Below are 12,344 nucleotides of genomic sequence, written 5' to 3'. Positions count from 1 at the left end.
TTTAAACCGTTGGACCGTAAACAAATGGATTGTGTGGGCCGCCAGGCCGCTATTTCCAGCCACAATACAGACAGCGCACAATCAATCAATTTTCTACTTCTTAATATTATCCGTTCATTGCAGCCCTCAGGTTTATAGTATTTTTCTGGCTAATCTTTTTTCTTTTTCTTTTCAGTTTTTTCATCTTCCTGTTCCGGATATTCATGTCTTTTTGGGGGGCGTGGACCATCCCCTGCGGTGCCTGGCGTCTTCCTGTTGGACCTCTTGTCTACCTTGTCTCCGTTAAAGTACATCGAAGTTTGGGTAATGGCTGGATGTGGTAAACGTATCATATTTTTACTGTTGGTTAACGAAGGATATGGTGGCTAAAACCATGCCACGAAATTCTGTAGCAAATGGAAAGGTTTTTGCGTCTCTGATAATAGGGAAAATTCAAATTTTGTGGCTGCCTGAAGCCGCCCCCACTGGGGATACATTTGGATTTCCACGGTCTGCCTTTTTCGAATCAAAAAAGAAGGCTATTTGTGGGTCATTGACAGCACCCCTGATGGGAGATAGAAAATAGATAGTAAATGGTATCGCTTATGACGAAGTACTATATCGTATTTATTTGGACTTTGCTTCTTAGCGGTGTTCTTTATCCCTTACGTAAAGGAGAAAGAAAACCGGCAAACCAGGGACAGGTAGTATCCCTCTCCCGATCTGCCTGGGAGTTTGTGCCGGAGGCAAATCCAGATGCATCCGGGAGATTGTTGAATGGGCCAAGATATTACCTGGAGTTTGTCAACGACTCGATTTTTACCGTTCAACTTGAAGCCAGGCAGGTTTATGGCGTCTATCGGCATAAGCGTGAGAAAGGTGCATTTAGCTTTGAAAGAATGCAACATATCAACAAGCAATGTTGCGATAGTCAATTTTCCGAATCCCTGATTGATGCCCTGGAGTCCATTCATGCCGGGGAAATCTCCTATGGAAAATTGAAACTGTATGGAGAAAGAACGCTTACATTAAAACCCAGATATATATGAAACTTTCGGAACACATACTAATCAATAGCAAGCAAATGCCTGCAGTTTTAAAGCCAATACAGTTTATCCTTGCCTTGATTTTTGTATGTATCGCCACCGCCTGTGTGAATGAGGACGAGCCTCCGGCCCGGGACGAACGGGTAGTCGCTGACGTTTTTGATTCTGGCATGGAGGGCTGGGAGGGAGGCTTTGCAGACCTCCCGGTGGATGGTCTGGATAGTTACGAACTGGAAGTAGCACTGGATGCCCTCCCCGGGGAAACAGGAGAATCTGGACAGGCCATCCGGCTTCAGGGGCACAACAGAAGTGATGATTTATTCATGTTCCTGAAAAAGGAAATTTCAGGACTGGAACCCGGCGGCCGTTACGAGGTTTTCTTCGAGGTAGAGCTGGCCTCCAGCTACCCTGAAAATTCGGTAGGCATAGGAGGTAGCCCCGGGGGATCGGTTTTTCTGAAAGCTGGTGCGGTAAATCATGAACCTGTGCCGGAACCTGTCGCCGAAGCTCAGACAACCTACCACCGCATGAATATCGATAAAGGGAACCAGTCTCAGGACGGAGCCGACATGTATGGATTGGGTACAATCGGGATTGAAGGAGACGATTTTGTGTACGAGCTCATTAGCCGGGACAATAGGGATCGCCCTCAGCAGGTTACCGCGGACGATGAAGGCAATTTGTGGTTGATTGTTGGTACGGACTCCGGATTTGAGGGTTTGACCGTATTGTACTATCGTGAAATTACGGTAACTTTAAAAAGAAAGTAGGCTGTGGTTTCCTGGGGCTGGTCCTCGGGGCAGATACTACATCAGCAGAAAGGTAACCCAACAATAACGAAATGGATTGGCAGGATTTTAAATGGCTCAATGAACCCCGAAAATGGTCTGCCGGGAATAAGAAGCTCCTGGTGAAGACGGATCAGATGAAGGATTTCTGGCGGATTACGCAGCATGACTTTGTCAAGGACGATGGCCATTTTTACTACAGGGAAATGAATGGCCCATTTTCCTGTACACTAAAATTTTCCGGATTATACCGGGATTTGTACGATCAGGCGGGACTGATGATACGGCTCGATGCCACCACCTGGATCAAGGCAGGGATAGAGTTTGTAGACGGGGCAGCAAAAGCAAGTGTCGTGGTGACCAGGGATTTTTCAGATTGGTCTCTAGTGGACTTACCGGAATACCCTGCAGTATTCTGGATCCGGGCCCGGCGCGGCAAAGACCACGTTGAGATTTCCTGTAGCAGCGATGGTGTCCGCTTTGCATTGATGCGACTGGCCTTTTTCCCCGCCGCTGCCAGCCTGCAGGTAGGACCGATGGCCGCCTCTCCGAAAGGAGAAGGATTTGACGTCGAATTTGAGTCGCTGCAATGGCATTAAGACTGCTAATACCTGTGAGGCAGTGCTAGTTTTCTTCCGAAAGCAGCCTTTCCTTCGCCGGGTCAATTTTTTCAAGGATATGCAGGGCAATAGCTTCCCCCTGCTTCATGCCGACTTCTATCGCATCTCTGTAATGAATCCCTCCATACAATCTCGATATGGCGGCTTCCTCAGAGGCCTGAATAAAGGAGTCAAACGCCCGTTCAGGGAGTCCGAAAAATACTTCTGAAGTATCTACAAAGCTGAAATCATTCCCAAAAAATGAACTGAGTATGATGGCGCTCGCCCTTGAAATCACACTATGGCCGCTGGTATATTCCGGAAACGGCGGGGTTTGGAGGATGGGTCTCCAGCTTTGGTCTATGTGTTCGTTGATCACCGTGATGGGGCGGATCCTGTCACTCCTGTATTTTTCATCCCAACAACTGATAAAGGCATCGTGGAGTCCCATGGCCACCAGCGTATGGATAAAGATGCTGTTTTTGAGGTCAAGACCTGCTTTCAGGGCGGCAATTCCGGTAATACCCATCCAGTGGCCCCCTGGGGAGATTTTTTTGAGACCTATAGCCATGTGGCCGCTGTATGACACATTAAAGGGGTTACAATCCCAGAAATTGGCAATCAGGCGCTGTTCGTCTGTCAACCCGCTGGTGACAGTATATACTTCATGCACCTGCCGGTAAAAGGAACTGCCGGGATCCATAGAGAATGCGGCAGGTGGTTTGGGGGCAAAAGCGGCTGCATCCGAGATGAAAAATGGCCGGATCGTTCGCCATTCCGGATCTATTGCAGGCAGGTAAGCCGGAGGTGTAGGGTACCATTTACCGTCGCCTGAGGATGGACTGTAGCGCTTCAATGTGCTCAGTTGGGCATATCCGTCGTTTTTGGCATACTGCAAAACCAAATTTGCCACCTGCTCGGCATATTGGACATTTTCTGAAACGTCTTTTTTTCTGAGCATTCGGTTTTTCACAAATTGGCCTATCAGCTTTTCCTGTGAGGCAGTCAGATTTTTACCGGAGGGCATTATTTTTTTTCCTACTTCCAGCATGGCATATATCGCTGAAAAGGAAGTGTTAATTGCTTTTTGTTCGGCAGAAGCCAAAGGTAGTGCACCGGGGAGGGGAGCATTGAGGTGCCTGAGCAGTCGTTCCTGTTGGGGATTTTCCACATCCTGAATTACCAGGTAGGCAGCAAGTAGCGAATAGCTGTAAAATCGGGCTGCTCCAGGGGGGCTGGCCACATCGGTGACCATCACTTCGGTAATGGAAAACAAATGATCTACCATCCAGGCTACCTCCTGAGTTTTGGGTGGAGGAAGGGATGTTCCGCCATCGGAACCGGCAAAGCTGTTTCTACTTCCGGAAAGCAACAACAGCAGTACGCATAAGGTGCTCAATTTTCCTGACATGTTCCAGGTTTTTTTGGGACAAATGTATTCAATAATTCCCTAAACCTCAATAGTACCGGAAGGGGGCACGGGCCAATTGTCCGATCTGCCTGGAGCTTTCCTGCTTCGGCTCAGGGAAAGTCAGGCCAGGGAGGGCTTGGGTGTTGATTGTCCTCCTGTGTTTACCAGAAACTTATTTTCTTCTACCATGGAAATGGCGCCCAGTATGGCAGAGTCATCCAGATCGGACACATAGATTTTTAGTTGTTCCGAGATTGGCTTGTAGGGAAATCCGTTAATAACAGATTGCATTCCTTTTTCAAAATAGGGATAAGCTTTGCGGATGGAACCTCCAATGACGATTGCCTCAGGGGCGTAGGTAAGCAAGAGCCGGTATACCAGTTGGCCCAGGTGATTGCCGTACTCCTCAAAGATAGCCAGGGCTTCGGGATTGCCCGCCTTTGCTTTTACAGCCAGTTTCTTGGCACTGTGCCGGTATTGCTTTTTAAAGAACTTGCTGCTGCAATAGTCTTCAAAGGTCTGGTCCAGGTAGGGTACTGCTCCCCATTCTCCCGCGCCGCAGAGCCTGCCTGTATAGAGGTGGCCATTGGCAATAATGCCTGTACCTATGCCGGTTCCCAGCGTGATGCCTACCACATGGCGGTGGGCTATTGCAGGCCCAAACTTATATTCTCCCAATGCAAAACAATTGGCATCGTTGTTGACCGCCACAGGGACCTTAAACGCTTCTTCGAGGTAATCCTTTAGATTGACTTTTTGAAAGGAAGGAATATTGGCCAGGTTATACACGATTCCCTGAATGGGGTCCACCAGGCCGGGTATTCCGATGCCGATAGAGCTGAAGTTGAATTTTTTATAGGCCGAAATTTGCGACGAAATGGCCTCCAGAATATCGTCCTCGGGTAAATTTGCAGGGGTTCGGCTTTCTATCCTTTCTGCTATTTTATTTTCCCGGATGATGCCGGAGCTGATTTTGGTACCACCAATGTCCAATCCAAGTACCGTATTGCTTGCTTTCATTTTGTTTCGTTATTTTCGGGAATTTCCCGACCTTATTGTTTTCCGGTGCCTGCCGGCTCTGCGCCACAATTTCGCATAGAAATAGATGTCGTAAAAAGAAAATAGGATATTTACAGGGGTATTTCCCCCCTGCGAATATCATTTAGGGTCAGTTGAATTACATCATTCCTTCAGTAGATTTCTCCAATTCCCTTGCTTCTACCAGAAAATCTTCAACGCCCATTTCACGGAAAAAGATCAATCCGTGGCTGGACCTTACCTTAGCCGTATGGTGCTGATAGAAGTAGTTTTTTCCTAATAAGAGCTGAACATCGCTGAGTTGGTTTACCCAGGTTCTTCTGGCCAGCGTACTGAATTTGCCGTTATGGGCATAACTTGGGAAGGAGGCATTGACCTGGCTCAGGTAGCAATTGGAGAAAGAATCTTCCATAACCGACATGTCACCCAGAGAGACCGGTACAATGACATTGGATTCTGCCGCATCAAATTTAAACCAGACATTGCGGTAACCAATGATCTTGAAATTACTCAGGTCCTCTTCCAGACTCCATTGGCGGACGGCCTCTGCGGTAGCCTGTAGTACTTTGTAGTGTGTGTCGGGTCCGCTACCTTCCGGGTCCAGGGTCAGGCTGAGCTTGGTCGGCTTGATATCCCGTAGCATGTTCAATATGGGCTCTACATCTCTCTTCTTGTCCGGCTGTTCGGTGAAAATATCGCCGGTGTAGAAGCCCAATCGCAGGTGATGTACATTTTTTACCTGAACGCCAAAATGTGCCCATACCAATTCCTCCTCAAATTCCCTGATCATGCCTTTCAGCGTTTGGATATTTTTCGGGTTTTTCTCTCCATCATAGGAGTTCTTCAGGACCGTAATGATTTCGTTGATTTGGTCCCGCAACTGCATGGTGGACTTGATGCCAAAGGTGAAAACGATCGCCCGCACTACGCGGTGACATAGTCCCCTCAGGCGCTCTTCTGCATTCTCTGAAGCCACATTGGTAAGGTAGTGGTACACATCCTTATCCATTTTCAGCTTATAGCCCGATTCATAGAAATCCTCATATTTGACCATCTGTATACGGCCTTCATCCAGAAATTTCTTGGTGCTTTTTAAAGTGTCGATTACGAATGAATTGGTGACTGCAGTAAAGCCGGAAGTAAGCACTGCAAAATGCGCCTCATTGCTGTTTTCGTGGAGTTGCTTGGTGATCTGTGGAAGTATTCCCAGAGATATGTCGTCATGATGAGGGCCGGTATGAAGAAAAACCTCATTTTTTTCCTCTTCCATGCCTTTGTCAATTTTTTTGCTTATGCTTTGGATCACTTCTTTGACGGTATTCTCATTCAGATCGGGTATCTGGCTGGTGTATTTGTCGTTTTTCAAATCTTCCATCGTAATCCTGTGACCATATTTCTGCAGTTTTTTGCACAGTTCCAATACCGCCCGCTCCGTCTTGGTGAAGGTCCATTTTCCGGTGAAATAGTATTGATCCACACTGTCGGTCAACTTTGATGCGGCCCCTTTGGTCAGGTAGAAACGACCGTTTTTCAGCTTTTGAAGCACTGTGGCCGGATACACATTGTTCAGGGACTGTTCGAGTGACTGCTTGACTATGGGCGCTTTCGCTTCGCCCGCAGCAATGATGATCGCAACGGCCTCGGGATTGTGTACGATGGTATCCAGACCTATGGTGATTACCAGCCGGTTGGCGGAAATTTCAATTCCACCCAAATCCCCTGCGGCTACGGCCTGGGTTTCAAAATTGGTTTCTGTGAGCCTGGTAGTAGAGAAAATATCCGATCCCCGGGTGTTGAATGCAATGTGTCCATCGGGACCAATTCCACCTACAAAAAAACCGATTCCGCCTTTTTCCCGGATTTTTGCCTCATATTCCCCGCACCATTGGTCTATCAGATAAATGGATTCCTGCTGCAGTCGTTCCAGGTTGTTGGTGTATTCCCGGTATCTGAGAGACAAATCAACCTTGGAATCCGGGAAAATTTCCCTGTAGGATTTTCCCTCTGCAAGCCGGATTTCATCACTATTGATCAAAAGGGCCTTTTTGGGATCCAAACCAAACCCTTCAATGTAAAATTTATTTACATAATGGTAGAAGCTGTTTTTTTGCTGGGAGGAAATCGGGTAGAATTCATCGATCTGCACAAACTGAAGATCTTTGAGTACAGGTTTTTTGGTGTCTTTCAATCCGTATTTCTCCCTGATTTCCAGACCTTTTTTCTTTTCCCAGTTGTCCAGTAAAAATTTTGTCCATTTGATAAAGTACTCTGGGGTTTTGCCGGTAGGCAAACTGATGACACCATCAGGATTGGTAGAAACCCATTCTAAAAACCGGCATGCGGTAAGTAGCCCAAGTTTTGGGAAATTGTCGACGGTGAGGTAAGGAATTTTGGTCGAGATCGACTCGGTCTCTGAATCCTTAAAAAAAGCCTCTTCAGTTTTCGAAAGTGGGTAATTTGCTAACATATCTTTTGGTCTGTTTTGTTATTTCTTTTAGTATGAGTTGATCGTATCTTCGAATATATGTTCGTTTACAATTGCAATGGCACCCCTGAGCCCTACCTCCTTACCCAGTTGAGAAAGCTCGATAGCGGTTTTTTCCCTCAGTTTGGCCATCGAATAGATGTTTAACGCCTGCTGTATAGGTGTGGTAATGTATTGATTTGCTTCCGCAATGGCCCCGCCCAGGATAATCAGCTCCGGATTAAACAATTGAATCAGGATAGCAATACCCCTGCCCAGATCCAATCCCACATCCGACAGAATACTGATCGCCCGCTGGTCACCGGCAGTGGCCGCGTCTACCACTACAGAAGGATCAATATTTTCTTCTTTTCCCTCTGATAAGCGCGCAAGTATGGAATCCTTGTCTAAATGAATGGCTTCTTTTGCCAATCGCACCACTGCGCCTCCCGAGGCTACCGATTCCAGGCAACCCCTTTTTCCACAACTGCAACTGATCTCCTTGGCATCAAATAATGGAGAATGGCTGAATTCCCCGGCAAAGCCGGAATAGCCCCGGTAAAGTTTTCCGTCGATGATGATGCCCAAACCGATACCCCAGTCTACAAAAATACCAAGCACATTCTTCTGGCCATGGTTGTTGCCAAACCTGAATTCCGCCAGGGTCTTGGCCCTGGCATCATTTTCTATGAATACCTTCCGTTGAAATTTACTTTCCAACTGATCTTTCAATGGCTTTTTGCCAGATTTTAAATGAGTGTGATTGATACCTGCGGCACCATCTACCAGTCCTGGCATGCTGATGCCTACGGCAATTACACGGTCTTCCGGGATACCGGAAGAGGCGATTACCTCCATGGAAAAATCGTATATTTCGTCCAGCGTACTGGGATCATTGTTGAGGGTCACCTTCACAGTTTTGACTTTGGTCACCCTTTCATTCTTCGTGTTGTAAATGGCTGCTTTGGCTCCATACCGGCTCAGGTCAATCCCCAGAATAAAAAAGGAATTGGGAGCAAGGCCATAAAGGTCAGGTTTCCTTCCTCCCTGAGATTGCCCCCTGCCTTCCTTGACGACTATGTTTTCCTCCAGAAGGTCCGCCAGCAACAGGTTAACTGTAGGCAAGCTGATACCAACCAACTGGCAGATATTGTTGGCCGTGTTGTTGCCCAGGGTATACAATTCCTTGACAATTTTTAGTTTGTTGATATAATTCTTAATTTCAACAACTCCCTCTTTCTTGTCGAGGACTATTTTTGGGTCAATGAGGTTCATCTGGTAAAATTTTATGCAATTTAACAAAAATTTTATTAATTAATCCTAACTTTATTTAAAAAATTTATATAACTTTTGACAGAAATAGTTTTAATTTGTCTGAAAATCCGATTTCCGGACGGGCGAAGACAAAACAAAAAACGACTATCTGCAGATTTAAGTTATTTATAAAAATATATAAAGCCAAGCCATTTTTTAAAAATATTTTATCATGTTTGTTACTCGTTTTGACCACATACTACCTTTATTACAAAAACTATGGGAGGAAGAAGAAAATTTATCAAGCACTCTTTCCTGTCTGCTTTGGCAGGAGTACCCCTTGCAGCACAAGCCGGATCTTTGGAGCTCAGCCGTAAAAAGTCCCCATCCGGCCAGCGATTTACCCCGCAAATATTGTCCACCTGGAACCATGGGATGCCTGCAAACGACAAGGCCTGGGAAGTCCTGAACGGTGGGGGCACGCTGTTGGATGCTGTAGAGCAGGGAGTGATGGTGACGGAGAATGACCTCAGCAACCTCTCAGTAGGCCTGCAGGGTCTGCCTGACAGGGAAGGGATCGTCACGCTAGATGCTTCCATCATGAAAGGAGACGGCTCCTGCGGATCGGTGGCATTCGTCCGTCAGGTGAAGCATCCCATCAGCCTGGCTCGCAAGGTCATGGAAAAGACACCCCATGTCATGCTTGTTGGCGAGGGAGCGAGGCTCTTTGCAGCGGCTGAGGGAATGCCGATGGAGGAGGAGAAACTCAGTCCAAAGGCCCGGGAGGCTTACCTCCGCTGGAAGAAAAATTCCAAATATCAGCCGATCATCAATATCGAAAACCACGATACCATCGGCATGGTAGGCATCGACGAGAACGGAGCCATGGCCGGATCCTGTACCACCAGTGGACTGGCCTACAAGATGCACGGCAGGGTAGGAGACAGCCCTATCATCGGAGCAGGTTTGTTTGTGGACGAAGAAGTAGGCGCTGCTACAGCCACCGGGCTGGGAGAGGAAGTAATCCGGATATGTGGTGCTTTCCTGATTGTAGAGCTGATGCGCCAGGGCAGGACTCCTCAGGAGGCTTGTGAAGAAGCCGTTAAAAGGGCTGTGGCAAAAAGTAAAGACCTGGACAATACCCAGATTGGTTTTCTGGCCTTGAATAAAGAGGGTGATTTTGGTGCTTATGCGATCCGGCCCGGGTTCAACTTTGCCCAGCACCACCGACAGGGAAAGGCTTTAATTGATTCACAAAGCTGGTTCAAATAACAGCCTATGTCATCCGGAAAAATAATTTTTGAGGCCCCCGTGTACACGGTAGAAGCAGCCCTGCTGGCGGTAGCAAATGGGGTGGACAGGCTGGAATTGTGTGCTGATTTTGCAGAGGGCGGTACCACGCCGAGCGCTGGTCTGTTGAAGGTGATCAAACAGCATGTATCGGTGCCGGTTTTTGTGATGATCAGGTGCCGGGGTGGTGACTTTTTGTATAGCGACAAAGAGTTGCAGGCCATGCAAAATGACATGGATATTTTGGGCCAACACGGGGCGGACGGCTTTGTTTTTGGCGTTTTGACCGCTTCAGGAGAGGTCGATAGTGAAGCATGCCAGGTGTTGTTGAAGGCAGCAAAGGGCAAGCCCTGCACTTTTCACCGGGCTTTTGATCTGGTTCCGGATAAAGAAAAAGCACTGGAAATCCTGGTGTCGCTGGGCTTCAGGAGAATCCTTACCTCGGGAGGGGCAGACAATGTCGCTGCGGGAATGGGGGTAATTAAAAAGCTTGCTACCCGTGCAGCAGGCCGGATAATCATTCTACCCGGCGGAGGACTGACTTCAGCGGATCTGCCGTTATTGCATCAATCTGACCCTCTGCAGGAAGTACACAGTTCCGGAAAGGCCTTCAGAGAGACAGCCATGAAACGATCCAATTCGACCACCCGATTATCCTTACTGGAAGAAACTGAGGGAAAGGTGCTGACCGTAGACCCCCAACGCATTCGTGCCTTCAGGGCTGCATTGGACCAGTTGGACCAAATCTGACATTTGCCGGTGAGGGGGCTAGAGGGAGCGGGCTTACCGGCATGCTGAGGCCGGAAAAAAGTAAAGGTCTTCCAGACCAACTCCTGTCTTCAGAGACGGTCCTTATTTCCAATTGGGCGGGTCCTGATATACCTTTAGTGCAGTCCCGTTTTTTTAGGGCTAAAAGAACCAGAACCATATAGCAGAGGGGGGGTAACTGACCCATCAGCAAATTGCTTTTGGGACTAATTTTTGTTTGTCAGGTTGACCATACAGGCATATTTTTTTAAAAGCAATTCTTATTCTGCTAAATGTTATTTGCATTTAGCGGTATTTTTTGTTACATTATCTGTTCAATAAACCCTATAAAGTTATGGTAAAGAGTTTTCAGGGGGTACGGGAGGCCCCTATCAAAAAAAGCAATCAGCCCTTATTGGTGAGTGATCACATGAGCACCAATCTGGTAACGTTTCATCCCGAGGACAGCATCGATCATGTAATAATAGTAATGACCAGGAAGCGGATTTCCGGCGCTCCTGTAGTAGACGGAGATGGCAATCTGGTAGGGATGATTTCGGAAGGAGATTGTCTGAAGGAGATTGTCAAGGGACAATATACCAATACCCCCAAATTTCCCGGAACCGTTCAAGACCACATGACCAGAGAGGTCATCACCATGTCACCGGATATTTCTATATTTGACGCAGCAGATCAGTTTCTGACGATGAGGATTCGGAGATTTCCAGTGGTTAAAGACGGGGTTTTGGTTGGTCAGATAAGTGTAAGCGATATCATAAGGGCCATGCCGAAATTGAAGGCATCTACCTGGTAGGTTCAGCGATTTGCGGTTAAGCATCTGATGAAAGTAATCGGGCCCATACCATGGGCCCTGCTGTGTTTGCCTGCGTGCATTTTCAGCCTGCCGCGCAGGGTGGCACATATCATTTTTTTTTAGAAGCTGGCTAGATGTAACCCATTATCCGGTAAACCAGTATACCCACCCATTCTTTCACCAGGATGTGCCAGACCGAAAAGGCTTGAATGCTGGGCTGAATGGCGGATTTGATGTTAAGTTTTGGAGTAGAAGCGTAATAATCTACCGGAAAGGTCTCAGTCTTCAGCCCGTTCCTGATAAAACAGGACTCGGCTCTTTTCATGTGAAATGCTGAAGTAATCAGCAGTAAAGAGGCTTTGTTCTGACCCACAAGTCCTTTTTCTTCAAGTAGTCTTTTGGTAAAAAGGGCATTTTCATTTGTATTTCTGGCAGCCGTTTCCAAAAGCAGATCTCCCTTGTCCACCCCTGCCAACAGCAGAAAGTCACCCAGCGATTCGGCCTCCGAAGTTTGGTCTGTAGGGTCAAAACCCAGGCCTCCCGTAATCAGTATCCTTTTTACCTTTCCCATTTTGTACAATTGCAATGCATGGGTTACCCTGTCCGCACCTTTGTTGAAAAAGGTCCTGTCTTTGGGCAATTTATCGATATGGGTGACCCCGGTCAAAACGATGCCCAGATCGTATTCCGGCAGGCTGTTAAACGCTTTTGGCGGAGCTTCCCAGGTATACATCACCCAGTTGGCCAGATAACTGTTAGAAAAAAACAGGGACAGCAGGAAGCTGCCGAGTACCAGTTTCCTTCCCCAGGATTTTTTGAAAAAAATCAGGCCCAGGCCGACCAAAATCAGACAAATGGTAAAGGGCATGATGAGGAAGCTGAACAACTGGGAAAGGAAAAAGAACATGTTTTTT

General features: G+C 47.3%; 12 protein-coding genes. 6 read left to right on the top strand and 6 right to left on the bottom strand.

The window, feature by feature from the left end:
- Positions 1–149: 149 nt before the first annotated feature.
- The gene (locus BUB19_RS24040; protein ID WP_143156145.1) at positions 150–332 is read right to left on the bottom strand and encodes a hypothetical protein; all 183 of its coding nucleotides are present in this window, start codon (positions 330–332) and stop codon (positions 150–152) included.
- 252 nt (positions 333–584) lie between these two features.
- On the opposite strand from BUB19_RS24040, the gene BUB19_RS22995 reads away from it, so the two are divergent.
- The 3 genes from BUB19_RS22995 to BUB19_RS22985 all read left to right on the top strand — a co-directional run bounded on the left by BUB19_RS22995 (position 585) and on the right by BUB19_RS22985 (position 2,412).
- Positions 585–1,028 carry a hypothetical protein gene (locus tag BUB19_RS22995; RefSeq protein WP_143156144.1) on the top strand — a complete coding sequence of 148 codons (444 nt, stop codon included), beginning with the start codon at positions 585–587 and terminating at the stop codon, positions 1,026–1,028.
- Complete coding sequence (locus tag BUB19_RS22990; protein ID WP_084097594.1) at positions 1,025–1,795, top strand: hypothetical protein; 771 nt, start codon at positions 1,025–1,027, stop codon at positions 1,793–1,795. Before BUB19_RS22995 ends, BUB19_RS22990 begins: the two co-directional genes overlap by 4 nt.
- A 71-nt stretch (positions 1,796–1,866) precedes the next feature.
- The gene (locus BUB19_RS22985; RefSeq protein WP_073098131.1) at positions 1,867–2,412 is read left to right on the top strand and encodes a DUF1349 domain-containing protein; all 546 of its coding nucleotides are present in this window, start codon (positions 1,867–1,869) and stop codon (positions 2,410–2,412) included.
- 25 nt (positions 2,413–2,437) lie between these two features.
- Here BUB19_RS22985 and BUB19_RS22980 read toward each other — a convergent pair whose 3' ends face one another.
- The 4 genes from BUB19_RS22980 to BUB19_RS22965 form a co-directional block, all read right to left on the bottom strand.
- Positions 2,438–3,823, bottom strand: a complete 1,386-nt coding sequence (locus tag BUB19_RS22980) for a vanadium-dependent haloperoxidase (RefSeq protein WP_073098129.1) — start codon at positions 3,821–3,823, stop codon at positions 2,438–2,440.
- Positions 3,824–3,943: 120 nt separating this feature from the next.
- Positions 3,944–4,843 (bottom strand): ROK family protein, encoded by a 900-nt coding sequence (locus tag BUB19_RS22975; protein ID WP_073098127.1) that lies wholly within the window; start codon positions 4,841–4,843, stop codon positions 3,944–3,946.
- Between the two features lie 157 nt (positions 4,844–5,000).
- Positions 5,001–7,328 (bottom strand): PIG-L family deacetylase, encoded by a 2,328-nt coding sequence (locus BUB19_RS22970; protein ID WP_073098125.1) that lies wholly within the window; start codon positions 7,326–7,328, stop codon positions 5,001–5,003.
- A gap of 27 nt (positions 7,329–7,355) precedes the next feature.
- Positions 7,356–8,600 (bottom strand): ROK family protein, encoded by a 1,245-nt coding sequence (locus BUB19_RS22965; protein WP_073098123.1) that lies wholly within the window; start codon positions 8,598–8,600, stop codon positions 7,356–7,358.
- A 258-nt stretch (positions 8,601–8,858) separates the two neighbouring features.
- On the opposite strand from BUB19_RS22965, the gene BUB19_RS22960 reads away from it, so the two are divergent.
- The 3 genes from BUB19_RS22960 (at position 8,859) to BUB19_RS22950 (ending at position 11,430) form a co-directional block, all read left to right on the top strand.
- The gene (locus tag BUB19_RS22960; protein WP_073098122.1) at positions 8,859–9,851 is read left to right on the top strand and encodes an isoaspartyl peptidase/L-asparaginase family protein; all 993 of its coding nucleotides are present in this window, start codon (positions 8,859–8,861) and stop codon (positions 9,849–9,851) included.
- A 6-nt stretch (positions 9,852–9,857) separates the two neighbouring features.
- Positions 9,858–10,619: a copper homeostasis protein CutC gene (locus tag BUB19_RS22955; RefSeq protein ID WP_073098120.1), complete on the top strand. Its 762-nt coding sequence runs from the start codon at positions 9,858–9,860 to the stop codon at positions 10,617–10,619.
- Between the two features lie 352 nt (positions 10,620–10,971).
- Entirely contained in the window at positions 10,972–11,430 is a 459-nt protein-coding gene (locus BUB19_RS22950) for a CBS domain-containing protein (RefSeq protein WP_073098118.1), read from the top strand.
- Positions 11,431–11,560: 130 nt separating this feature from the next.
- Here the strand turns inward: BUB19_RS22950 and BUB19_RS22945 are convergent, their stop codons facing one another.
- On the bottom strand, positions 11,561–12,337 hold the full coding sequence (locus tag BUB19_RS22945) for a YdcF family protein (protein ID WP_073098117.1): 777 nt from the start codon (positions 12,335–12,337) through the stop codon (positions 11,561–11,563).
- Positions 12,338–12,344 lie beyond the last annotated feature (7 nt).

This window comes from Cyclobacterium lianum, assembly GCF_900143075.1.
Lineage (GTDB): Bacteria > Bacteroidota > Bacteroidia > Cytophagales > Cyclobacteriaceae > Cyclobacterium > Cyclobacterium lianum.
Note: the sequence above shows the minus strand (reverse complement) of the source record. Positions and strands in the feature narration are given on the sequence as shown.